The sequence below is a fragment of the Jeotgalibacillus salarius genome (assembly GCF_004405125.1).
Classification (GTDB): Bacteria; Bacillota; Bacilli; order Bacillales; family Jeotgalibacillaceae; genus Jeotgalibacillus; species Jeotgalibacillus salarius.
On sequence record NZ_SORX01000003.1, the window covers coordinates 240,773 to 264,337 of the forward strand.

32 protein-coding genes are annotated in these 23,565 nt (G+C 41.8%); 8 read left to right on the top strand and 24 right to left on the bottom strand.

Annotated features, from left to right (window positions below; all coding sequences use genetic code 11):
* Window positions 1-169: 169 nt before the first annotated feature.
* The 12 genes from E2626_RS06375 to E2626_RS06430 all read right to left on the bottom strand — a co-directional run bounded on the left by E2626_RS06375 (window position 170) and on the right by E2626_RS06430 (window position 10,785).
* On the bottom strand, window positions 170-694 hold the full coding sequence (locus E2626_RS06375) for a FixH family protein (protein ID WP_134380904.1): 525 nt from the start codon (window positions 692-694) through the stop codon (window positions 170-172).
* 95 nt (window positions 695-789) lie between these two features.
* Complete coding sequence (locus E2626_RS06380; protein ID WP_134380905.1) at window positions 790-1,344, bottom strand: SCO family protein; 555 nt, start codon at window positions 1,342-1,344, stop codon at window positions 790-792.
* The gene (locus E2626_RS06385) at window positions 1,341-2,717 is read right to left on the bottom strand and encodes a sensor histidine kinase (protein WP_134380906.1); all 1,377 of its coding nucleotides are present in this window, start codon (window positions 2,715-2,717) and stop codon (window positions 1,341-1,343) included. Before E2626_RS06385 ends, E2626_RS06380 begins: the two co-directional genes overlap by 4 nt.
* On the bottom strand, window positions 2,714-3,391 hold the full coding sequence (locus tag E2626_RS06390) for a response regulator transcription factor (protein WP_134380907.1): 678 nt from the start codon (window positions 3,389-3,391) through the stop codon (window positions 2,714-2,716). Before E2626_RS06390 ends, E2626_RS06385 begins: the two co-directional genes overlap by 4 nt.
* 351 nt (window positions 3,392-3,742) lie before the next feature.
* On the bottom strand, window positions 3,743-4,465 hold the full coding sequence (locus E2626_RS06395) for an amino acid ABC transporter ATP-binding protein (protein WP_134380908.1): 723 nt from the start codon (window positions 4,463-4,465) through the stop codon (window positions 3,743-3,745).
* 12 nt (window positions 4,466-4,477) lie between these two features.
* Window positions 4,478-5,146, bottom strand: coding sequence for an amino acid ABC transporter permease (locus E2626_RS06400; RefSeq protein ID WP_134380909.1), 669 nt, complete (start codon window positions 5,144-5,146; stop codon window positions 4,478-4,480).
* Window positions 5,147-5,171: 25 nt separating this feature from the next.
* The gene (locus E2626_RS06405; RefSeq protein WP_134380910.1) at window positions 5,172-6,014 is read right to left on the bottom strand and encodes a transporter substrate-binding domain-containing protein; all 843 of its coding nucleotides are present in this window, start codon (window positions 6,012-6,014) and stop codon (window positions 5,172-5,174) included.
* Between the two features lie 47 nt (window positions 6,015-6,061).
* Window positions 6,062-6,913 (bottom strand): MurR/RpiR family transcriptional regulator, encoded by an 852-nt coding sequence (locus E2626_RS06410; RefSeq protein WP_134380911.1) that lies wholly within the window; start codon window positions 6,911-6,913, stop codon window positions 6,062-6,064.
* A 339-nt stretch (window positions 6,914-7,252) separates the two neighbouring features.
* The gene (locus E2626_RS06415) at window positions 7,253-8,086 is read right to left on the bottom strand and encodes an SDR family oxidoreductase (RefSeq protein ID WP_134380912.1); all 834 of its coding nucleotides are present in this window, start codon (window positions 8,084-8,086) and stop codon (window positions 7,253-7,255) included.
* 340 nt (window positions 8,087-8,426) lie between these two features.
* A complete protein-coding gene (locus E2626_RS06420) occupies window positions 8,427-8,867 on the bottom strand; it encodes a MarR family winged helix-turn-helix transcriptional regulator (RefSeq protein ID WP_134381126.1) in 441 nt (146 codons plus the stop codon).
* A gap of 295 nt (window positions 8,868-9,162) precedes the next feature.
* On the bottom strand, window positions 9,163-9,675 hold the full coding sequence (locus E2626_RS06425; RefSeq protein WP_244094251.1) for a divergent PAP2 family protein: 513 nt from the start codon (window positions 9,673-9,675) through the stop codon (window positions 9,163-9,165).
* Window positions 9,676-9,762: 87 nt separating this feature from the next.
* Complete coding sequence (locus tag E2626_RS06430) at window positions 9,763-10,785, bottom strand: phosphotransferase enzyme family protein (RefSeq protein ID WP_134380914.1); 1,023 nt, start codon at window positions 10,783-10,785, stop codon at window positions 9,763-9,765.
* Between the two features lie 259 nt (window positions 10,786-11,044).
* On the opposite strand from E2626_RS06430, the gene E2626_RS06435 reads away from it, so the two are divergent.
* Complete coding sequence (locus E2626_RS06435; protein ID WP_134380915.1) at window positions 11,045-11,236, top strand: hypothetical protein; 192 nt, start codon at window positions 11,045-11,047, stop codon at window positions 11,234-11,236.
* A 119-nt stretch (window positions 11,237-11,355) separates the two neighbouring features.
* Here E2626_RS06435 and E2626_RS06440 read toward each other — a convergent pair whose 3' ends face one another.
* Window positions 11,356-11,640, bottom strand: coding sequence for a hypothetical protein (locus tag E2626_RS06440; protein ID WP_134380916.1), 285 nt, complete (start codon window positions 11,638-11,640; stop codon window positions 11,356-11,358).
* Between the two features lie 6 nt (window positions 11,641-11,646).
* Window positions 11,647-12,051: a hypothetical protein gene (locus E2626_RS06445; protein WP_134380917.1), complete on the bottom strand. Its 405-nt coding sequence runs from the start codon at window positions 12,049-12,051 to the stop codon at window positions 11,647-11,649.
* 125 nt (window positions 12,052-12,176) lie between these two features.
* Between E2626_RS06445 and E2626_RS06450 the strand changes: the two genes are divergently transcribed.
* Entirely contained in the window at window positions 12,177-12,836 is a 660-nt protein-coding gene (locus E2626_RS06450; RefSeq protein ID WP_134380918.1) for a haloacid dehalogenase type II, read from the top strand.
* A 176-nt stretch (window positions 12,837-13,012) separates the two neighbouring features.
* Here E2626_RS06450 and E2626_RS06455 read toward each other — a convergent pair whose 3' ends face one another.
* Window positions 13,013-13,549, bottom strand: coding sequence for a cysteine hydrolase family protein (locus tag E2626_RS06455; protein ID WP_134380919.1), 537 nt, complete (start codon window positions 13,547-13,549; stop codon window positions 13,013-13,015).
* A 69-nt stretch (window positions 13,550-13,618) separates the two neighbouring features.
* Between E2626_RS06455 and E2626_RS06460 the strand changes: the two genes are divergently transcribed.
* Complete coding sequence (locus E2626_RS06460) at window positions 13,619-13,900, top strand: hypothetical protein (RefSeq protein ID WP_134380920.1); 282 nt, start codon at window positions 13,619-13,621, stop codon at window positions 13,898-13,900.
* Window positions 13,897-14,271 (top strand): VOC family protein, encoded by a 375-nt coding sequence (locus E2626_RS06465; protein WP_134380921.1) that lies wholly within the window; start codon window positions 13,897-13,899, stop codon window positions 14,269-14,271. Before E2626_RS06460 ends, E2626_RS06465 begins: the two co-directional genes overlap by 4 nt.
* A 48-nt stretch (window positions 14,272-14,319) precedes the next feature.
* On the opposite strand, the gene E2626_RS06470 is transcribed toward E2626_RS06465, so the two are convergent.
* Entirely contained in the window at window positions 14,320-15,603 is a 1,284-nt protein-coding gene (locus tag E2626_RS06470) for a Bcr/CflA family multidrug efflux MFS transporter (protein ID WP_134380922.1), read from the bottom strand.
* A 202-nt stretch (window positions 15,604-15,805) separates the two neighbouring features.
* Between E2626_RS06470 and E2626_RS06475 the strand changes: the two genes are divergently transcribed.
* Window positions 15,806-16,066: a hypothetical protein gene (locus E2626_RS06475; protein WP_134380923.1), complete on the top strand. Its 261-nt coding sequence runs from the start codon at window positions 15,806-15,808 to the stop codon at window positions 16,064-16,066.
* A 112-nt stretch (window positions 16,067-16,178) separates the two neighbouring features.
* Window positions 16,179-16,415, top strand: coding sequence for a hypothetical protein (locus E2626_RS06480; protein ID WP_244094252.1), 237 nt, complete (start codon window positions 16,179-16,181; stop codon window positions 16,413-16,415).
* 45 nt (window positions 16,416-16,460) lie between these two features.
* On the opposite strand, the gene E2626_RS06485 is transcribed toward E2626_RS06480, so the two are convergent.
* Window positions 16,461-17,306: a GNAT family N-acetyltransferase gene (locus E2626_RS06485; RefSeq protein WP_134380924.1), complete on the bottom strand. Its 846-nt coding sequence runs from the start codon at window positions 17,304-17,306 to the stop codon at window positions 16,461-16,463.
* A gap of 182 nt (window positions 17,307-17,488) precedes the next feature.
* On the opposite strand from E2626_RS06485, the gene E2626_RS06490 reads away from it, so the two are divergent.
* Window positions 17,489-17,740: a GlsB/YeaQ/YmgE family stress response membrane protein gene (locus tag E2626_RS06490; protein ID WP_134380925.1), complete on the top strand. Its 252-nt coding sequence runs from the start codon at window positions 17,489-17,491 to the stop codon at window positions 17,738-17,740.
* A 27-nt stretch (window positions 17,741-17,767) separates the two neighbouring features.
* On the opposite strand, the gene E2626_RS17455 is transcribed toward E2626_RS06490, so the two are convergent.
* The 7 genes from E2626_RS17455 to E2626_RS17575 all read right to left on the bottom strand — a co-directional run bounded on the left by E2626_RS17455 (window position 17,768) and on the right by E2626_RS17575 (window position 22,709).
* Window positions 17,768-18,280 carry a methylated-DNA--[protein]-cysteine S-methyltransferase gene (locus E2626_RS17455; protein WP_134380926.1) on the bottom strand — a complete coding sequence of 171 codons (513 nt, stop codon included), beginning with the start codon at window positions 18,278-18,280 and terminating at the stop codon, window positions 17,768-17,770.
* Between the two features lie 59 nt (window positions 18,281-18,339).
* Window positions 18,340-19,176 (bottom strand): VOC family protein, encoded by an 837-nt coding sequence (locus tag E2626_RS06500; RefSeq protein WP_134380927.1) that lies wholly within the window; start codon window positions 19,174-19,176, stop codon window positions 18,340-18,342.
* A gap of 100 nt (window positions 19,177-19,276) precedes the next feature.
* Window positions 19,277-20,227 carry a sensor domain-containing diguanylate cyclase gene (locus E2626_RS06505; RefSeq protein ID WP_166786755.1) on the bottom strand — a complete coding sequence of 317 codons (951 nt, stop codon included), beginning with the start codon at window positions 20,225-20,227 and terminating at the stop codon, window positions 19,277-19,279.
* A 16-nt stretch (window positions 20,228-20,243) separates the two neighbouring features.
* Entirely contained in the window at window positions 20,244-21,053 is an 810-nt protein-coding gene (locus tag E2626_RS06510; protein WP_134380929.1) for an alpha/beta fold hydrolase, read from the bottom strand.
* 89 nt (window positions 21,054-21,142) lie between these two features.
* Complete coding sequence (locus E2626_RS06515; RefSeq protein WP_134380930.1) at window positions 21,143-22,129, bottom strand: hypothetical protein; 987 nt, start codon at window positions 22,127-22,129, stop codon at window positions 21,143-21,145.
* 180 nt (window positions 22,130-22,309) lie between these two features.
* Window positions 22,310-22,612: a DUF4870 domain-containing protein gene (locus E2626_RS06520; RefSeq protein WP_481808265.1), complete on the bottom strand. Its 303-nt coding sequence runs from the start codon at window positions 22,610-22,612 to the stop codon at window positions 22,310-22,312.
* Entirely contained in the window at window positions 22,575-22,709 is a 135-nt protein-coding gene (locus tag E2626_RS17575; protein ID WP_481808264.1) for an HvfA family oxazolone/thioamide-modified RiPP metallophore, read from the bottom strand. Before E2626_RS17575 ends, E2626_RS06520 begins: the two co-directional genes overlap by 38 nt.
* 188 nt (window positions 22,710-22,897) lie before the next feature.
* Between E2626_RS17575 and E2626_RS06525 the strand changes: the two genes are divergently transcribed.
* A complete protein-coding gene (locus tag E2626_RS06525; RefSeq protein ID WP_166786756.1) occupies window positions 22,898-23,548 on the top strand; it encodes an SDR family NAD(P)-dependent oxidoreductase in 651 nt (216 codons plus the stop codon).
* Window positions 23,549-23,565: the final 17 nt, after the last annotated feature.

The window sequence follows — 23,565 nt, forward strand, 5'->3', positions numbered from 1 at the left end:
GTCAGCTCTTTTTATGTGTGACGTGCCAGATCTCGAGATGTGTGTTGCGCTAATCCCGCGAGTCGTGGTGCTTATCTCACTTTTCGTGGTGCATACACCAGGCACTCTTGTGCTAACACCCGGGTGTGTCGGTCCTCACCCACTGCTCAGTTGCGCTAACGTCCAACATTTAATGGCCGTCGTGGTCCTCCTCTTCATCATGACCTGCCTCATCTTCAGCATGTTCATCATCAGAACCATCGCCATGACCATCCATATGACTGCTCTCCTGATTCTCAGCATTTTCTTCAGCAGCAGCGATCTGCTCATCTGTCGGCTCGCCTACATGAAATTGTGTTTTCGGCATCACGTGCATATCACGCGCAGTCGTATGCGCCTGGACTGTATAAATGCTTTCTTCAAACGTATAAGCTACCTCGTACACACCGTTTTCAGTATGAGATGCTTCTACACGTTCACTTTCTGTACCTTCAGCGTCATTCCAGATCTCAAATAGCACTTCATTCGCGTCTTCAACCACTTCTCCGCCCTGCGTTACTTCAGCCTGTAAAACCGTTTCCTCACCAGGCACAGCATCATCAGGAACTGAGATCTCTACCTCAACCATCTCCGGCATTTCAATCGCGGTTTCTTCCTCTTGAGAGCAGGCAGCAAGTAATACAACTGCCATTAATCCAAATAACCATTTTTTCATTTCACTTTCTCCTTTACATCAACAATATCCTTAGTATAATCTGCTTGTGTGAAATTAAAGTGAAGCCTCTTTGACCTTCACATTTTATTCACAGCTTATTGTAAAGTTTCTACATCATCAGTGATTTTACCGACTACATTCTCTTCTGTAAAATTGTACTCACTGAAAACCCTGCCTTCCCGGTCCATCACATAAAATGTCACACCATGCAGAACCTGATCAGCATCGTCAGGTTTATTCACAAGCGACTGAAACTCTTCACGGGCAAAGTCTTCAATTTCCTTCTGGCCATACCCCGTTAACATATGCCAGTTCTCATCAGCTTCTGTGAATTGCGCTAAAAATTCTTCCAGCTTTTCAGGCGTATCCACTTCAGGATCCACACTAAATGAAACAATCTCAGCGTCCAGCCCTTCTTCTTCAAGCGCTTTCTGCACATCAGCCATTTTATATGTCATCGGCGGACAAACTGTATCACAATTTGTAAAAATGAAATCAGCAATCCAGACCTTTCCTTCAAGGTCAGCGCTGCCAAATGAATCTCCATGCTGATCCGTATAGTTGAAGCTGCTGATCGGCGGACCATCCGGCTCACTTCCGCACGCTGCTAAAAATAAAGAAGACACGATCATTAATAACCATTTTTTCATTCTGACTGTCCTTCTTTCGGAATAGAAATATCAATTTTAAATGCAGATGGTTCTGTATCTATGGTCAAATCCCCATTCATCAGTCTCACAAGCTGCTTGACAATTGCAAGACCCAGTCCAGTTCCACCTGTCTCACGATTACGATCGCGATCTGCCCTGTAAAATCGTTCTCCAAGCCGCTCTTTTTCCGCAGTAGTGAGAGTTGAATCATTGATCACTGTCAGCAGCATATGCGCTCCTTCCTCCATCAGACTGATTCTCACTGTTGATTCCGCAGGCGCATACTTTACTGCATTTTCAATCAAGTTGTAAAAAATCTGCTGAAGTCTCTTTTCATCCTGCACAACAATCAGCTCTTCATCGACATCTGCCTCTACAGTCAGCGTCTTTTCCTTTGCAGCGAGTGAGAATAACTGTGATGTGTCATAGAGCAGGTCTGCAACAGCAATCGGCTGTCTGTTAAATTCAGCATATCCTTCTTCCAGACGGTTCAAATCCACCAGCTCAGATAAAAGTGTGTTCATTCGCTGCACTTCACTTTCAATCGTGGAAAGTATGAGTTCTTTATCCTGATCTGATTTCTTCAGACGCTCTGTATAGCCCTGAATATAAGTTAACGGCGTTCTTACTTCATGCATAATGTCCGCCAGGAATTCCTTTTTACGTTCCTCCTGATGCTGCAGGGCTTCACTCATTTGATTTAACGCAGCCGATACCTGACCAATTTCATCACGCTGTTTCACTTTCAGACGCCTTGTATATTGACCATCAGACACACTTTTAGAGAATGACTCAATTGAAGCAAGCGGCTTAAACAGCGAATGCCTGATTCTACTGACGAGCATGCTGAGCACAATAAAGAACAGCACACCTGCGCCGATTAATAATGGGATACTGCTGCCAAACACCTGCGAAAGCCCTTCAAGCGGCACAAAAATATATACATAACCGGCTGTCGCTGTACCATCTGTAATCGGGTAAACGCCGCCAATCACTTCTCTTCCGTAATGTGACACATAGCCTTCTTTCATCATCGACTGACCGCCAAGCAACGATTCACGGTCTGATTCCTCCACAAGCATTTCGCCATCTATTTCGTATGGAAAAAGAAGATTCAGCTCATTAAGATCGTCAGCCACCAGCACCTCATATTCAGAAACCACGTTATACCAGTGAATCTTTTCAATAATTTCTTCGGTCAGCTCACCTGAATGATAGTGGGCAGCCGTTCGCTGTCCCTGCGATTCCACTGACTCCCTCACTGTTGTCAGATATAAATCACGATAAGTGAAATGAAGAAAAATGAATGCTGCGAGCAATGTGACACCAATACTTCCGGTCAACAGCAAAAAAATCTTCCGGCTGAATGTCACGGTGTTTCCTCCAAGCGATAACCAACGCCCCGAACGGTTTTGATTCTGTCACTTTCTTCAGGCAGTTTCATTCTCAGTGTTTTCATGTGAGTATCCACCGTTCTTTCAGAGCCGGGATAATCAGGGCCCCATACAAGCTCCATCAAACGGGCCCTCGTGACGGTATGACCTTTATATTTTATTAATAACGCCAGCATCTCAAACTCCTTTTTCGTTAAAGGAATGAGTCTGTCTCCGCTTCTTACTTCCATATAATCAAGGTCGAGCGTCATATTACCGGAACGGATAACCTGCTGGCTGGTTTTGGACCCTGATCGCCTTAAAACAGTTTCTATGCGTGCGATCAGTTCTCCTGAATGGAATGGTTTAACGATGTAATCATCTGCCCCCAGCCGCAGCCCTTTCACCTTGTCCCACTCTTCTCCGCGCGCAGACAAAAAAATAAAAGGGATCTCAGACAGCTGACGGATTTCCTTCAATAGTTCAAAGCCATCCATAAAAGGCATCATGATATCCACCACCATGACATCCGGATGGTAACTTTTGAATTGCTGAAGGGCCTCCACACCATTTGCTGCTTCTGCAACTTCATAATGTTCTTCTATTAGAAAAGAGGCAATCAGCTCCCGCATCGGCGGTTCATCCTCCACAACCAGCACCTTATAGCCAGACATATTAACACCTGCTTTATCGTAAATTGAATACGTTTATTGTAACAGCTTTGTGTGAAATTAAGGTGAAGTCGGATCGTTGGGGGGAGCGGATTGGAGCATTTGTATGTGCGGTTCGGAGAAAAACAGCTGTGGCCCTTAGAAAGATAACCTTTGTTCTCAGAAAAAAGTGTACGGTTCGGAGAAATTTAAATCATGTTCTTAGAAAAAACAATGTGGTTCTTAAAATTGTGTAATTTGACCTACGTGTCGATGTCCGATCCTTCGCAGCTACTCCGTCACCAACGCACACAAAAAAACCACCACACAAAGCCAAAATTCTGACTTCATGCAGCGGTTTCCACACTATTTATTTTACTCAACAAGCTGAATAAACTGCTTCGTCCGTTCATTAGACGGATTCTCGAAAAATGTTTTTGGGTCTGCTGATTCAATAATGACACCTTCATCAAGCATAATAATCCGGTCTGCAACTTCACGTGCAAAGCGCATCTCGTGAGTTACGACAACCATCGTCATTCCTTCTTCAGCAAGATTCTTCATAACCTGAAGCACCTCAGTTACGAGCTCCGGGTCAAGTGCAGAGGTTGGCTCATCAAACAGCATCACTTTAGGTTCCATGGCAAGTGAACGCGCAATTGCAACACGCTGTTTTTGACCACCTGAAAGCTTATTCGGATAGACATCTGCTTTATCTGCAAGTCCTACCTTATCAAGCAGCTCTTTTGCATGTTTGATCGCAGCAGCTTTCTTCTTTTTCTTGACCTGCATAGGCGCTTCAATGATATTTTCAATCACAGTTTTATGCGGAAACAGGTTAAAGTGCTGGAACACCATCCCTACTTCTGCACGAACTTTAGACAGGTTATCTTTTTTGTGATTAATTGTGGTGCCATCAATCGTAATTTCACCATCATTGATCATTTCCAAAAAGTTAAAACAGCGCAGAAGTGTACTTTTACCGGATCCGCTGACGCCGACCAATACCACTACTTCTGATGGCTGAACTTCAAGATCAATGCCTTTTAAGACTTCCAGGTCACCAAATGATTTATGAATGTTATTCGCTTTAATCATGTGCGACCCTCCTTAATCTTTATCAAAATCGAGTTTATTTTCATACCATCTGAGCAGGTATGTGAAGATCATAACGAGAACTAAATAGTAGAATCCGACAATTAAATAGGTTTCAAACGGCTGAAAAGACTGTGCCGCTTCTCTGTTTGCAAGGGAGAACAGCTCGGCTACACCGATGACATAAACAAGGGAAGAATCCTTCAGCGCAATGATAAACTGGTTACCAAGAGGCGGGATTGAACGACGCAGTGCCTGCGGGAAGACGATACGTTTCATCGTCTGGGATTTTGTCATCCCAAGTGAAAAACTCGCTTCTGTCTGTCCTTTATCGACACCCTGAATCGCCCCACGGAAAATCTCTGCAATATAGGCACCATTGTGCACCCCAAGTGCAATTGCTCCTGCCCAGTAGTTGGACAGCGTGACAAATTCGGTAATTCCAAAATATAAAAACATAATCTGTACGATCAGCGGAGTTCCACGGATCACAGTAATATAAAAATTCGCAATCATCTGCAGCGGTTTTGCTTTCGACAATTTCAGAAGCGCAAAGAATAACCCTAACAGACAGCCGAGAATGATCCCGACTGCTGTTAACTGAAGGGTAATGACAGTAGCTTCCAAAAAGCCGGAAAGCGTTCGGGTAAACACATCAATCAGTGTTCCGAATATCTCTGGCATACTAACACCTTCCTACCTTATGGACTTATTCTAATACTTCAATTCCTTCAGTTTCGGTTTCAAGAAGATTACGTCCGAAAAGATCATTTGAGATCTCATCATACGTACCATCTTCCACGATTTCTGCCAATGCTTCATTGATTGCTTCAAGCAATGCTTCATCATCTTTATTTACAGCGACAGCTGCTTTTTCAATCCATAATGGATCGCCAACTTCTTTAATTTCAAGCCCCTGCGCCTGTGCTTCAAACCCAACTACATCGGCTGTAATAACGGCATCAAGTCGCCCTTCAATCGTTAAATCATTCAGTGCCACAACATCACTGTTATAGTATTGAATGTCGTCTGTGTATTCCTGTGCAGCTTCGTCATAGGTACTCTGTGCAACTACACCGATTGTTTTTCCTTCAAGGTCTTCCGGCGACGTGATGTCACTATTATTCTCGTTTACAAAGATCATCCCGCCTGAGTAATAGTATGGATCTGAGAAGTTAACCTGTTCTGCACGCTCATTCGTAATTGCCATACTTCCAATAATCGCATCGAAACGGTTACCGGTCAGCCCCTGCAGAATCGTTTCCCATGGTGTTGTAATCGGGTTCGGCTCAAGTCCCATTTTTTCAGCAAGCGCGTAACCGATCTCAACGTCAAACCCTTTCAGTTCTCCGCCTTCTTCGTAGTTAAATGGCTTGTATAGTCCACTTGATGCCCAAGTTAACTTACCTTCTTCAAGCAGATTGAATTCGCTTCCTGCTTCTGATGAGCCACCTTCGCTATTTCCTGTATCTTCGGCAGAATCATCGCTTCCGCATGCTGCCAGCACCATTGCCGCTGATAATGATAACCCAAACAATACCTTCTTTTTCATGAGTAATGCTCCCCTTTTTTGTGTTTTATTTTTAAAGGTAAAAACCTTTAGTCACGGTAAAAAATTTCTTTTTCCTCGTACATTTTTTCAACACGCTCTAAGTTCGCACTGACTTTTTCATGTTCTTTTACTGAGACAAATCTCATTATGGAGGTCAACAAAGCTACTACTGCAGTAAACGAATCAATCTTCAAATTAGAATTCATCGCCGCTTCAAGTAAAATATCTGAGTGTTCCGCAACCGGAGAATCCATTGAATCCGTAATCGAAATAATGGCTGCTCCCTGAGATTTAGCAGTTTTAACCGTTTCAAGAATATTTTTCGTGTAACGCGGAAACGCAAGAACAATCACGACATCAGACTCATCCATTTTCGACAGCTGCTGGTAGTACTGGACGTCTCCCTGCATCAGCATTTCAGTATTGTCGAGGACCATACTCATCCACTGTGTAAATAAGTGTCCAAGGCCAAAACTGAATAAATTACTTGTTACGTAAACCTTCCTGGCATGGCTGATTTCATCAACTACACGGAGCAGATCTTCCTCCTTCAGTGAATGCTTAAGCTTTTCGATATTCGCAATATCAGCATCAAGCAGACTATGCAAAAATGCCTGCCCTTCACTCCGGGTCTCCTGCCGATCAGCCTGATCAGCATGAAAACGCTGTTCTGCAAGCTTTCGCTGTATCAGATGCTGCGCCTCCGGATAGCCTTTGTAACCAATTTTCTGCGTCAATCGAATCACAGTCGATTCACTCACATTGACCATCTTCCCGACCTCTAATGCAGATGAAAAAGCAATGACACTCGGATTATCGAAAAATAACCGTGCAACCTTTTTCTGACCTGCACTAAGTGCCGAATATGAATTTTCTAATTTTTGCAGTATATCCTGCATTTCATAGCCTCCAACAAATGATTTGCAACAGTAACCTAGTTATATTGTAACTTTATGCAGGAAATCCTGCAAGTGCGTTTGGTGAATTTTCTGAATTCATGGTGTTTCATGCCTAGTATAGCGCTGGTTCGTGGAATTTCCTGTGATCTTCGTGGAAAAATATGCTTGGTTCAGAGAATAACACTTAGTGTTCAGAGAAAAAATGATCTCGTTCGGAGAAATTTGTCGTTAGTTCGCTGAATAATAACCTTTGACCTATTCTCGTCTGCCAGATCTCCAAGCCACTAATAAAAAAACCCCGCCTGCATTACACAGACGGGGTTCGTCATTCATCAATCCTTATAGTCCTACCCGTTCCTCACTCCAGCCCCACAGCTCTTCTGCCAGCCATTCATTATCAGCTTCTTCTGACACGGCGAATTCCTTCATTTTATAAAAGTATTTACCCGTGACTCCCTCAACTTCAGGACTTGTGGCAAGATAAACTGTAGTAGCAGCTCCTTCTTCAGGTGACTGGAAAAACGGCTTCAGCACCTTATGCACACCTTTACCAAATTCCGTTTTACGGTCTACACCGATGTTTGTGGAAACTGCACCCGGGTGAACAGCATTTGACGTAACATTCGTATCCTCAAGACGTTTAGCTAACGCTTTTGTAAACAGAATGTTTGCGAGCTTTGAACGGCCATATGCCCTGGCAACGTTATATCCCTTTTCAAAGTAAGGGTCATCAAAGTCAATTTTGCCCCATTTATGTGCACCAGAGCTGACGGTCACAACTCTTCCCTGCTCAGCAGCTTTCAGCTCGTCAAGAAGCAGATTGGTCAGCAGAAAATGTCCAAGGTGATTCACACCCAAATGAGATTCGAACCGATCATCTGTCAGACGGCGTTTCAATGAAACCACACCTGCATTATTAATCAGTACATCCAGTTTGGAAAATTTCTTTTTGAACTCCTCTGCAAAGTTTCTGATGCTTTCAATAGAACCCAGGTCACACTGCATTAACGTTAACTCTTCTGAACGCGTCTGTTCTTTTGCCGAGATCCATGCGACTTTCCCGCGACGCGTATTTCTGCACACCATGACTACGTGATATCCCTGTTTCACCAGTTCAATTGTCGTCGTGAGCCCCATACCGGAATTTGCACCTGTTACCAATGCTGTTTTCATATGTACTCGCTCCTTTAGCTTTGAAAGATTTTAATTAGTATAACAGAGTTGGGGTGTGGATTCTTTTATGGAGAGCAGCCGGGCCTTTTGATACGAAGCTCACAAACATAGCTGATGAGCTTGCAAATTGCGCCTGCCAACTCACAAAAAAAGGTGCTGAACTCACAAAATCACCGCCTCAGCTCACAAGTTTTGTCACCTGCTCCACTACACAACCAAAAAAGCTCTCCTGCACAAAACAGAAGAGCTTTTCACTACTTATATTCTTTCACAAATACCATTTAGACTTATCCGCACGCTGGAATAAACTTGTTCTTACAAGTATTTGACGCAAAAAAGATTATTCTAAATTTGATCTGATTTTATCAAGCGCCTTCAATGTCAGCGCCAGTTCTTCTTCTGATAGTCCTTCGGATGCCTGGTCAATGGTTTTTTGTGCAAGTAATTCAAGCTCTTTTCTCACACGCTTTGCTTCATCTGTAAGCGAGATTTTATTTACCCGTCGGTCTAAATGATAGACTTCCCTTTTGACATAATCACGCTTAATAAGGTTATCAATCAGTCTCGACACGCTCGCCTGATCTCTTTCATTTTGTGTAGCCAGATCGTTTTGCGTCTGACCATCACGCTCATATAGTCGACTTAAAATCTGCCACTGTTCATATGTCAGATTGAACCCATTTTCTTTGAAGTTGCGATTCAAACGGCTGTTCATCAGCCTTGAAGCATGAAACAACTTATAGCCCGGGGAATCGTTCAGGAAATATTGGTTGTCATTCATATGATCCATCCTTTTGTTTTCACATAACTGATAGTAATGGAAAAATCGATTTCAATGCAAGCTTATTTTAAAAACCCAGCACATATTGAGTGATCGAACTGCCGAGTATGCTCTTATAAAACAGTCATTTTAAGTAATAAGACCATCGACGGACGGAACACTCCCGTCATTCCGGGTGTATCCTGCAGTCAACTGTGCTCATATGACCGTCACTAAGCACTTTACAAACGTGAACCACACCAGCTGGATGCGGCTACCTAAAAAAATCCGCAGCCAGTATAAGCTGCGGATATCTTTATTCACCTTTAAAGTCTTTAGCAATCATAGGTTGCGGCTGATCTGTTTCATACTTTCGATCCTCAAGTTTTGCTGAGGCAATACCGTAAAGAATGCCGAAAATTCCTCCTGCCAGTACTTCTAACGGCTGGTGACCCAATAATTCCTTTAATTCTTTATCGCGCTTTTCAAACTGAAGGCTTGGATAATCATCTGAAATAATTTCGAAATGATCTTCAAGGTCATTTACAAGGCGTGCAATCTCACCAGTATGTCTGCGGACGCCCTGGGCATCATACATTACAATGGTTCCGAATACGATTGCTAAGGCTGTTTCAATATGCCTTGTCCCACGGTTTGCAGCCACGTACGCTGCCAGTGAGGCTACGCCGGCTGAGTGAGAACTTGGCATCCCGCCTGTCTGCACAAGCGGTTTCAGCTCCCATTTACCAGTCAATTTTTTGTGCGTTACAATTTTTAATGCCTGGGCAACCCCAATGGCAGATAATGAAGTCCAAACTCCTCTGTTCACTAAAAATCTCCTCCTGTCAGATATGTATAATCTGTTAGTAACCATACCCTTCCTGAGGAGAATTATTCTTTAACTGTTGAGGGAATTTCAGGCTTCCTGACTTAATTCTTTATAAATACTCTCGTAATTCAGGTCTACAATTGGCTCTCCATTTAATAAACGCTCACGTAAGCTCTCAACAAGGGCACGCTCCCGTTCACTCGCGTTTTCAAGATCCACCTGTTTATGAAATACGCCGTAGAGTGTATAATCTCTCATTTTCAAAAACAGCGGAACCTTCTGCAGCCATTCCTGATCAAGATCACTTTTGCGAAGATAGCCCTTTAGGAAAGATTTCAGGAATACTCTACCCTGTGCGGAACGCTCTTCAAGCGAAAGCTCTCTATTTTTCCATAAAGACATATAATAAAGCGGGATTGCAATGTCACTAACATAATGAAAGTACATTGAGTCATCAAAGTCGAAAAGGTGAATCTCACCCTCATGAGCAAAAAAATTGCCCATATGGATATCAGAATGTATCAGCCCATATATGCGTTGATCATCCGGTAATTGACGGATGCGGCCAACAAGTTCACGGTTCCCCTGTATAATCAGTTCATCTTCTGCAGATAAGTATTGATCAAGCTCAATCAAATCATCTTCATACCAGTGAGGACGATCAATTTGGGCAGTATCAAAACCTCTTGCTGCAGTATGTAACTCTCCCGTTATCTCTCCCCATTTTTCAAAAAGCGGAACATCGAATACCGGATCATTCAATTTCACGGGTGAACCGGGCGCTTTGTTAAAAAGACAGGCATAAAAGAACGTATCCTCAGCTTGAATCACTTCCACGAGTTCACCTTGCTCAGACTTGTTCACGAGTGATACATTGATCCCTCTTTTATGCAGATCATTAATCCATAACAGTTCACTTTCCACTTCAGTTTTCGTGCGGTGTGACGAATGAGTGAGTCTGAGTACATAAGGGACCCCATTTTTAGACACTTCATAAACATAATTCTCAAAACCATTCAGATTTTTAGCTTCAGTGGCGTCTGCACCAAATCTTGATGCAGCCACTGTAAGCAGTTTGTGCGAAAATAATCGTTCGACTGACTGTTGCATAATTACCTCCATTTTTACTTAAAATATAACAGATAATTCTCTTCTATTGTTCCCCTTTAAGAGAATAAGCGATGTCATTATATTCTTTGCTCGACAGTGTTACTAGTACTCAAACAGAAATATAAGTTCTCAAACCATTGAAACAAGGACTGAATATCTTCTTTTAAAAAGTCATTCGCTAATACACTTTCTCACAACCCTGATTCGCATTCTAATTGTCAAAATGTTATAATAAATTTACTCAAGAGGAGGAAACATGATGATGGATCCTAAAGTGAAATATCTAATGCTCGTACTCCCGACGTTTATTATTAGTGTCATATTGCTTTACATATTACCTGAAAGCAGAAGTCTGCTTGCGATGTCACCAGTAATTGCAGCATGGATTATCTATTTTCTTTGGCAGTATGCTGAAAAGCAGTCTGATGATGATGAAGAAGGAATGGTTTAATTTTATTGGAGGTTTTTAAATGGCAGCTTTATTCACCATTATTGGTGATTTATTCGCAGCAATTGCGATGAATTTCTGGAACCGAAAATACAAAGAAGAAAATCCTGAATCGGAGTGATTCAGGATTTTCTTTCGTGTAATGTTAATTTTTTTACTCTGATACTTTTCACAAACAGGCTTGCTGTAATGAATAGGATAAGGCTCGCAGTCCAAAAACCGTAAGCATACCCCATGACGTTGCCCCAGGAGACCCGGTCATTTATTTCGAAAAACAAAAAATAAACACCTGTACCTGCACCGTCTCTATCATCAAGTGACTGACTCAAACTAAGGCCCTTTAATGCAAATAATCCGGACAAAATCGTCAGTCCAATCGCAATCATTCCTTTTTGAGCTGCTGTCACACCTTCTCACTCCCAGCGTGATAAGATTTCTCCAATTGTCTTTTTTGCATTAGAATTCTTCAAAGTAAAAGTGCCGTCTTTCTCAGAGCTGGTAAATCTTGAATACTGCCCGCTTTCTTTCCACAGATAAATACTTTCGCGCCGATTATCCTCATATGTAAATGTAAGCTTTACATCGGCAACAACTGCCATCTCAGACTGACGCGACTGATAGTCTGAGCTATTCAGCACCTCTCTAAGCTCCTTTTGTTCTTCGTCATTTAACACCATAGACTCTTCTCCATATAACTGCTTTTCTTCATCCCAATACTGAACAGTAGCTGCATAACTTTTTTCAAATTGGTTGGATGCAAAAATCATCCCTGCCAGACCAAAAAACAGAACGAGTGCGATGATGACCGGTTTTCTCATGATGTATAGTTCTCCTTGAAAATTTTTCTTATTTAATCAGACGACTGACTTTCATAAAAGTTACAGGACTTTTGGGTTATTTTAGTATAAAAAAAGGGAAAACATCCGCTAAGGAGATGAGGCAGATGCCAACCATTAAAGCATACATATTTGATGCATATGGGACGTTATTCGACGTTCATTCAGTGATGAAAGAGCTTAATTCTCTTTATCCCGATAAAGGGGAAGCCATCAGTCAGACGTGGCGCAAGAAACAAGTGGAGTATTTTATTTTAAGGCAGGTAATGGGGCGCTACAAACCGTTTGACCAGGTGACACGGGATTCACTGGTTTACGCTGTGAAAGAGAATGATCAGTCTATTGATGAAGATCAAATTGAGCACATGCTCGAGAGCTATCGTCAGTTAAAGCATTACGATGAAACAGAAGAAGTCTTAAAGCAATTACAGGGTAATGAATTGATCGTTTTTTCAAACGGCTCGGAAAATATGCTTCATCCTCTGATCCAATTTTCAGGGCTGGAGCCATTATTTTCGGATGTCATCAGTGCAGATGAGATCAAACAATATAAGCCGGCACCGGCAGCTTATGCATATGCACTTGAGAAAGCCGGCGTTAAGCGTGAAGAAGTCTTATTCATGTCGTCAAACGGCTGGGATATATCCGGCGCAAAGAGTTTTGGATTTCATACGGCGTGGATTAATAGAAACGGACTTCCTGTAGAGGAATTACAGTTAAAGCCTGATGCAGTTTATGAAGATTTGAAGGGTATACTAGAGTGGTAAAATGCGGTCGTCCGTTTTATGGGCGATCGCATTTTCTAACTGATAAATAGCCGCAGCAATAATGAGTAACATGAACACATATCACTTCAATCCGATCCCGGAAGACTCTTTAATCGTTCTGCTGTTTCACCCGCTGCAGCCGTTCTCTTCTTTTGCTGATACTCCTTCTTTCACTCTTAAAGTGATATCTTTTCAGCAATCTGTATATCAGCATTTAACGATTGTTTAATGATTCTCATTGCACTGTCATGCGCTTCCTTTGATTCTGCCGCTGAACAATCCTCAGGCACGCAGATCTCATATTCCCGCATATGTGCATCATTTGCTGTGAAGAGTACACATATATCAGTCGCCACACCGGTGATAATTAAGCGTTCAACATTAAGCTGTTTTAAGAGAATGTCCAGCTGGGTGCCAAAAAATCCTGAATGCTTCGGTTTGATAATGAAATAATCATTATCTTCAGGCAGTATTTCTTCAACAACCGGTTTCCCTTTGGATTCTCTGCATTCCTCTACGACTGCATCCGTATTATCCTGCCAGTGGTTGAAATGATCGTTCACATAAATGACGGGCAGCCCTTTCTTTTTGGCACGTTTCTTTAATTCTTTTAGCCGCTCAACCATCGGAATCGAGTTTTTAAGCAGGTCGTCCCCACCTTCGAACTCCATATGATTCATCATATCTATTAGTAATAAAGCTGTTTTTTTCATTTTGTCACACTCCTTATTACCAATATTTCACTTGATTATAGAAGGTAAACGCCTATAGCGGGATTGTTTGTGAGTTCAAAGGTATACCTTGCAAGCTTAATGACAAAAGACCCATCCTTCATGCTACACTATCAATATGTTAAAAAGAGAGGATCTGAGTATATGAAAGCGGTTAACCTCATGATCGTGATTATCACGCTGATGCATTTTTCTTTCCTAATCAACCAGACTGCCTTTGATGGCGAATTCAGCGGTTTAGTCATGACAATCAATACAATTTTATTCCTGGTTGCAATGATCACTTTTGCTACTGTACGTAATGCTGCACGCAAAAGCAAGGTGACATCATGAAACTGCATATGCTGACGATTTTCGTCACTGACTTTGAGATAGCCAAGACGTATTACAGTGATTTATTAAGCTGGAGCTTTATAAAAGAAGACAACTATCATCTGGAAATGCGTACCGAGGGAACAAAAGTACATTTCTATTTAGCAAACCGTAACACTTCTCCCGGTGATTACTCAAGAGAAGCCAGAACAGTGTTCGTTTTTGAAACGGATAATATCGAACGGGAAATGAAGATATTACAATCTAAAGGCGTGCAATTTTTACACGTTGTACCGAATGAAAATGATTTCAGTCGATACGCAGCTTTTAAAGACCCTTTTGGAAACGTACATGAATTATGCGAACTAAAGAAACACCAGCTCCCTGAATGATAGGAGGCTGGTGTTTCAATTATTTCATACAAGTGCACTTTGAATTTATTAGCTTTCTCTAAACAATTCATCCGCTTTCTTCTCTGCACGACGAGCCAGGCCAAAGTATGCAACGAGTGCCAGGATACTTGCACTTAAAATAATCAGCCCCATTGGCACAGCGGAGTATTCCCCCGCAATCCCAACAAGTGGTGCAGTGAGAGAACCCAGCACAAGCGGCAGCATTCCAAGAAATGCAGAAGCACTTCCGGCAATATGCCCCTGTGTTTGCATCGCCAGAGAAAATGATGCGGTCGCAACCATTCCGATTGACATGACAAAGAAAAACAGTGGCAGCGCAACAAAGAAAAATGGACCATCTAACAGTACAGTAATCGTCAAAACGGCCCCAGCTGTGACAGCCTGTGATAATCCATAAAGCAAAAATTGCCGTTCTGAAATTCTATGGGAGAGACGTCCGACAGACTGTGTTCCAATAATCAGACCTATTCCATTTAACCCAAACAGATAACTGAATTCCTGCTCTGAAAAACCATAAATATTCTGGTAAACAAATGGTGTACCTGAAACATAGGCGAATACACCAGCAATCATAAAGCCCTGAGCTAGTGAATAACCCAGGAATTGCTGATTCGTAATCAGAGATTTAAAGTTTTTCACCGTTTCTCCAATATTATTCGGCACTCGTGATTGTTCTGGCAATGTTTCTTCCAGACGCAGTGTAATCAGTGCGAAAAGCAGAATTCCCACGATGCCCAGAACGATAAAAACACCATTCCAATCTGTAAAAAGCAAAATGGTACTGCCAACAATCGGTGCCAGTATTGGGGCAAGATTACTAATCAGCATCAACAGTGCAAAAAACTTGGTCAGTTCCCTTCCACTGTATGAATCTCTGACAATCGCACGGGAAATCACGATCCCCGCCGAAGCAGAAAAACCCTGCAGGAAACGCAATCCAATTAAAACGTAAATATTTGGTGAAAATGCAATGGCAAATGAAGCAATTGCATAAGCGATCAGTGCAATGACAAGCGGTTTTTTTCTGCCGTGCACATCACTTAACGGTCCATTCATTAACTGACCTAAACCGAGTCCCAGCAAACATGCAGTTAAGCTGAGCTGTACAGATGAAGCGCTCGTCATCAAATCTGCAGCAATCGTTGGAAAAGCTGGCAGATACATATCAATGGTTAAGGGACCCATTGCGCCAAGTGCCCCGAGCATTAATGCAAGACGGGTCCGTTTTGACCCGGAAAGTGTATTCATATTGATCAAGCCTCTCATTTCTTCGATAGTCGAAACATGATGACTATTATACACCTCTTCCAAAGACTTACCTATACAAGCGCTTTAATTTCTCAAATATTTTTATTCACTTCAAATAGATTGCTATTTTTGAACACTTTCGCAACAGAGTATTTCGTCCTGTACAGACATTTCATAAGCATCTTGTTATCATCCAATTTCAGGCGTATAATTATATCTCAGCAATCCGTTTTCAGTATGACGGTCAGACGAAAGGATATACGGAGTGAAAAACACAAAACACTTTATCATGATGAATGTCGGACTTATTCTAGCTGGCGTCCTAGGCTATTACCTGATTTTAAATGAAACTCCTAAACCGAAAATCTTTGCGATTTCGTTTCTATTTTTCTTTTGGGTTATGACAGACTATGTAAAAGCATATATACAAAAAGCAGGCGCTTCAAAAAGCATGCTATGGCTCGGCAACCTCAGTTTTTTAATCACAACGGCAATTGGTTTTGGCATCATCTATTTAGCTTCATAATTTCAACCGTGCAGACGCACGGTTTTTTTATTTGAATGATTCATGATAATCACCCATGCCTTAACCTCTCCTCCGCGTATGATATAGAGAATTCTACTTGAGGAGGATAACCATGAATCCGCATTTTATACACCCTGCTGACTTTGAGCGCATGGCTATGGAAGAAAGAAATTATTACGGCAGACCACGTCCACGCCCTTATGGAAGACCGAATTACTATCAGCGTCCCCGTCCATACTGGGGAGTACCTTTTTTGGGCGGGTTGGCAGGCGGACTGCTGGCTAACACGCTTTTCCCACAGTACGGCGGTTATTATGGAGGATACCCTTATTATTATCAGCAATGGTAAATTGCCAGATCTAAAAAGAACTGCTTCGCAAGGAAGCAGTTCTTTTTACTGTTGCCTTGTATTCATTTGAAACACTCTTTTTGGATCAAACTCAAAGGCAATGCCTCTGTAGATCCCCTGGAGTAGAAAACCTGCTTTTTCAGCAGTTCTCACTGATGCCACATTATCCGCAGCACAATCCCAGTAAGGTACACCGTCTTCTGCATGGCACGTTTTTACAAAAGCTTTTGCTGCAGCAGTACCAAGCCCTCTCTTTTTAAAAGATTTATACGTTTCAATATCCATTACATGAACATTTCCTGCCCTGAATCCTGTCATGCAAATCGTCGCAACCTCTTTGTCTTTCATGACACATAAACCGATTCCATTTTCAAAAAAGTCCTGCTCTGAAGACCAAAACAAATCAATTTTTTCACGAATTAATCTCCGGCTGAAATCACTTGCCTGAACCAATCCCTTTTCAAGCGGCACAATTCTGAAGCCCTCCGGACACTCAGGATTTTCATGAAGGACAGATGGATAGCGGTAAATGAACTGCTCCCATTTCTCATTCGTGCGGTCTCCAAATACATCATCAAGCACCAAATCCCAATTAGGATGATAAGATAATACCTCAGCTTCATGTATGCCTGTCGCAATTGCTGAAGGACCAATGATCATATCAATACATTCTCTCAGTTTTGTAGTAAACAGAGGATTTTTCTCTTCACCAAGCACAAAAATCCCATCCATATTACCAAGCCAGACCACAGCAGATACAGGATCGTGCACCTGATCTACAAATACCCTGCCTCTATTTACTCCCTCAATGACTGCCCTGACTTCAACAGAGCCTTCGTCCGTCAAAAGAGGTTCAACTAAATAAAATTGATCTGCCGTTAATTCTTTCATCCTGAAGCTCCTCTTTTAAAGTTCTTATTTAATCTATCGTAACACAGACGATTTCAGAACGTATATGTGAGCACCTCGGACAACCACCAGGACAGTATGAATGATTTTATCACCCTATACATATTCTTTTCAGCAAAAGGGTATGTATAAAAAAGAATATGTCACTGAAAGGAGAAATTATTATGGGTTTTATTTTATACTTAATCGTAGGTGGACTAATCGGTTGGCTCGCAGGAATGATCCTTGGTAAGGACGTGCCAATGGGCTGCATTGGTAACATTATCGCCGGGATCATCGGTTCGTGGATCGGTGGAGAATTATTAGGCAGTTTCGGACCAACACTTGCAGGAATTGCGATTGTCCCGGCATTTATCGGCGCAGTTATCTTTGTATTCCTGTTAAGCCTCATTTTGAAAGCTGCAAATAAGAAATAAAAAAAGCTGGCCGCGGCCAGCTTTTTCTTATGCTTTCAATTGAATTCCCTCTACCTGATGAAGCACTCTTTTTACATCCAGACCTGCACTGAATCCGCCAAGACCGCCTCCTTTTGCAATCACCCTGTGGCAAGGGACAACAATCAGTAACGGGTTAGCCCCAATTGCTGTTCCAACTGCACGAAATGCTTTTGGTCTGCCCACTCTCTCTGCAATATCAGCATACGTTCTCGTTTCACCATAAGGAATTTCAAGCAGGGCCTGCCAGACTTCCTGCTGAAAAGGCGTTCCTTTGGGCTCAATCGGCATGTCGAATGATTTCTTACCCTCAGTAAAATATGCACGAAACTCATTTGTAAAAGGATGCATTTCCTGAGAACTTTCAACCAGGATGGCACCCGGATAGAATTTCCCAGCCCATTTCTCAAGCGCTGCATACCCTTCTTCAGGTCCGCCGATATAACACACTTTTCCATCAATGGATGCAAGTTGGTAAGCGTCATTGTTATGTGTGAATTCTGTCCAACAGATCTTAGTCATCAATATCCCACCTGCACTTTTCCTCTATTATACATTGTACATAGAACGAAAAAACAGCCTCATTCAGAAGCTGTTTTTAGGAATATTCCGTTTTGAGAAGGGTCTTTAATAAACCATCCACCTGCAACTTGTGCTGCACCTGTTTTTTCAGCTGCCTGTAACAGGGTTTCCTCATTCGGGAATACAAGTGTATATTGTACAAGCCCGGCTGCTTTTTCAGATGGCGCCGGAGCTCCTGCACCATTCCAGATATTTAAGCCAATATGATGGTGGTAACCTTCTGTTGAAATAAACAGTGCCTGCTGACCATAGCGGCAAACTGCTTCAAATCCAAGTTTCCCATAAAAATCTTCTGCTTCAGACAAATCAGATACATGTAGATGAATATGACCCATTTTTGTTTCTTCAGGGAGCTTTATCCATGCGTCATGGGGCACAGCCATAACCTCTTCAAAATCAAGCGGATCAACAGTCATTTTCACTTCTTGATTATGCCAGTTCCATTCTTCCTTTGCGCGGTCCCGGTAAACTTCAATCCCGTTTCCATCAGGATCATTGAAATAAAGCGCTTCGCTTACTAGATGGTCAGATGCACCCAGTTGTATGTCATGAGCAGCCAAATGTTCAATGATCGAAGCCAGATCCGCACGTGATGGTAATAAAATAGCAAAATGATACAGTCCTGTTGTACGTGGCTGCCTTGGCTGAACACCTTCCGGCTCGATCAGTTTCAATAATGATGTTTTTCCATCTGCAGTTAATTGCACCTCATTTTTGTCCTTCGTCAGGACGCTAAACCCTAAAATGGTTACATAAAAATTTTTTGCACGTTCGAGATTTGTTACATTAATCGCTACTTCTTCTACAAAAGTTGCGGGAGAATGATGAAAACTCATATAATAAACACCTGCCCTTCAGTTACTTTATGTAACTAATTATATTTTAGAAACAAAAAGAAAGCAAGATTACTTCCCTGCTTTCTTTTGTCATCCTTATTTATCTGAGTGTTACCTGATTTCTTCCATTTCCTTTTGAATAGTACAACGCTTCATCTGCACGCTTGAATATCGACTCTTTAGTGTCCATTTCTTTCGCACCGGAAACACCGATTGAAATTGTAATTGGACTGTGTGGCCAATCACTGCTTTCGATATTCTGACGCATTCTGTCAGCTATTTTTACCGCCAGTTTTTCACTGATGCCTGACAAAAGGATAACGAATTCCTCGCCTCCAAATCGGACAAGTACATCATCTTTCCTGACTTCTTGTTCAAGCTTCCAGGCAAGATCCTGTAATACCTGATCTCCGACCGGATGTCCAAATTCATCATTCACTTTTTTAAAATGATCAATGTCTATTATTAAATAAGAGAAAATAAATGATTCCGAATGAAATTTTTCCAAAAATGCAGACAGCGTTTCTTCATAATAACGTCTGTTTTTCACACTTGTTAAAGGATCAATCATTGCAAGATCTTCAAGCCTTTTATTCGCTTCAATAATTTCTTCTCTTTTAGATTCAAGTTCAGACAGCAGTTTCTGCAGCTCTCCATTTGCGTTGTCAGTGTCTTCGAGAATTTTCTCTACCTGCAGTTTAGCTGAAATCAAACCGTTTTCGAATTCATCACGCGTTTTCATTTTCACGAAAATGTATTCATACTGTCCATCCCTCTCCTGCGCATTCATCAACACAGGCACAGGACCCTCAGATGTCTCCAGTGTCAGATACATTTCATCAACCTTTTTATACATTGAAATAACCGGAGAAAAATACGTTTGGAAATATAACTTTGAAGGCAGTGTTAATAGTGACGTGATATGCCGCTGCTTCAATTCACTGCTTCTCTCTCCTATCAGACCACTGATCATTTCATTTGCTTCGATGATTCTTCCATCGGGCTCTGTCATGATAAATCCGCACGGGGCATAGTAAAGCTGCGTGTCCATGCTCATCCCCCCTGAGTTATACCGCTTCTACTGCAATATATTTCTTTATATATTTTATCACTTCTTCCGGATGACTGATATGAGGGTTGTGACCTGTTGCCCTAAGCACAACCAATTCACTATCCGGAAACTGGTTCACAAGGTAAAGTGCTGCTTCATGAGGCACAATCGTATCATCGCTCGGCTGCATGACAACCACAGGCACATTTAAATGTGCCAATTTCTCCCGCATATCGACAAGAAATGTTGCCTCTGCAAACTCCCTTGCAATCGTTTGATCATTAGATAAAAGCTCTTTCTCAAAACCTTTCGCTAATTCAGGACGATCTTCATTTTTAGAAGCTGTCGGTGCCAGATACTTTGCCCACTCGTTAAAATTCTTTTCCATCATATTCAGCATGCCGGAAATACTTTCTTCTTCAAATCCGCCATGGTATCCATCATCATTCAAATATCTTGCAGAAGCTGCAATCATCATCATCTGCTTAAATAGATTCGGCTTTTTAGCAGCAGCTATCGTTCCGATCATGCCGCTGACAGAGTGACCAACGAAAATCACTTCTTTTAGTTTTAATGCTTCACAAATCTCGATCACATCTTCAGCATAGCCTGCTAAAGAATCATAGCGGTCAGATGAATAAGCCTGCTTATCAGAATGACCGGACCCCACATAATCAAACGTAATGATTTGATAGTCAGCTTCAAATGCTTTTACGACTTGAGCCCAGGCATTTTGACTGCTGCCAAAGCCATGCGCAAACAGTAAAGCCTGCTTTCCGCTACCCTGAATATGAACATTGTTTCTTTTTAATACGTCCGTTTTCATCCTGACCACTCCCCGGAAAAGCTTCTCTTACCTTTATTTTCGGTCTATTATATTACTATTTTACTACATTTTTAAAATTAAAATAGTCATTATTTATCTACAGGCACTTCATTCTCAATCTGGTCAAATATTGCACGAACACCCTTCCACCAGTTCGGGTCCTCTGCGTACTTTCTATTGATCCACCGGATTGGATCGTGTCCATCAGGTCTGCCCTCACTCAAGTTGACTACAGTTCTTGCCGCAATTTCTGAAGACTCTTCAATGGTTGAGTTGAAGTCTTCCCAGCTATGAAACACGTTAAATGGATTATTTGCTATTTCTTCAGCCTCTGGATGATCTTTGGATACAAACCCCTGCTCCTGACCTGTAATGGCAAACAGCAGATAGGGATGAATATTAAAATCGTAGGCGGCTTCATAGATGGCAGTAAAATATTGTTCTTCTGCCAGTAGAGAATTTCTTTCAGAGAGCCATAATGTCAGGGCGTCCTGATCAATTATTGTAAATTGCATATCTTCAGGTAATTCGTTAGCCGGACCATTATAAACCGGCTCAACCTGTATATAGTCACGATTCACAGGATCGCTTACTGAATCTGTGTTTTTATTGATTAGCGAAGTATAAAGTAAAAGGAACACAGCGGCGAATATAGCAGTGCTGAGTAAGAACGGTTTTTTAATCGTGCGTGTCTTATCATCTGTACTTTCATGTAAGACATCTGCTTCTTCCGGGTAAAACCGGTCAGCAAGACGCGTATCGATATCCTGCTGCTCCATCCATTCCACAAGCCGGGCTTTTGATATGTGGTCAACCGAGACTTCAACTAAGTCATACTTACTAAGCTTCATTTCGCCAGAAGTGATCATCTTTTCAAATAGTGTCAGGCGTGCGTTTTCTGCTTCCTCAAAATCAGGAAGTGAACGTGCAATCATCTGATGCAGCGTTTGTGACAAGAGAGCGGCACGCTTTTTAGGCGATGCTTCAGGATATTTTTTTAATAAATACTTTTGAACTCCTGCAATTTTCTCTTGCGACAAAACCAGATCCTGTTTCAGAAGCTGTTCATCTTCCATAGACAACCCTTCTCCGTCATCATACTTTTATCTTATTTTAACACAGGTCTTTATTCGCGATATGTATTTTCCGATCCGGGCAATAGTGAAATAACAAATATAAAAAGCTGACCTCCAATTGAAATAGGCCAGCTTTTGATCATGAATATTGTATTTAGTGACTGATATCACAAAGTGTTGTTAATGCATTTTTCTTAGTTGATCTTTCGCCATCTTCCCCGCCATCGGCAAGTGATAGCGTTCACCCTGATACGCTTTGAACATTAATAACAGCCATAATACGAGTGCAACAGGTCCGATCAGCAGACTGATGATAAAGCCGATGACCGGTATAAAGTTGATCACAATACTTAGAACGAAAAGCGCACCAAATACGATCACTGACTGCATGGCATGGAACCTGATTGTCTCATTTTCTTTTTCAACAATCAGTAGCACGATCCCGCTAATAAACCCTACTAAGTATGCCAGTAACCCTCCCACATTTTCCTGAAGACCTGTTGACGATTTTTTCATTCCCGGAGTGCCCTGTACCACATTTTCCTCTCCTTTCGATTTGGGCTAAGAATGAGCGCTGCATTAATTAACAAAATATTCTGTTATTTAATTATATGTCAAGAAATTCTGTTCGTCAACGCGAACTGCACGAATTGATCATCTGTTAAACCGAGTCATGACACACTTAAAATTGCTCTATTCCTAAGCAGGTGCTAAGTTCAGACTAAGAGAAAAAGATACGTTTTTCGACATTTGAAGGAGATGAACACCATGGCGGGTAAAGCAGTTTGTATTATCGGTGCGGGACCAGGAATCAGTTTGAGTGCTGCGAGGAAGTTTGGTCAAAGCGGATACTCAGTCGCTTTAGTAGCGCGTAATGAAGAGAAGATTAAATCGTACGCAGATCAACTGAATGATGAGGGAATTGAAACAATTGCGATACAGGGAAATGCGTTAGCAAATGAAAGTATTCGAAAGGCAATTCAAATGACCTATGACACATTCGGACGCATCGATGTGCTACTTTACAACGCTTTTACTTTTAGAAATGAACTTCCATCTGAAATGGATCCGGTCGAGTTTGCAAGTGATCTGCAAGTGGATGTGATTGGCGCTTTGACTGCTTTTCAGTCAGCAGTGTCTTTTATGGAAGAAGGAAGCTCAATTCTATTTACAGGTGGAGGGCTTGGAGTTAAGCCAATGAAGAAGTTCACTTCAGTTTCTGTCGGTAAAGCTGCGATCAGAGCACTCGCGCTGTCTCTAAACCAGGAACTTAAAAGTGAAAATATTTATGCAGGCACGTTAACCATCAATGGATTTGTGAAAGAAGGTACACACTTTTCACCAGATCACATTGCTGAAAAATTGTATGAGATGACTGAAAAACGCAACGGTGCTGAATGGACCTTTGATCGAAATTGATCAATAAACATAAAACG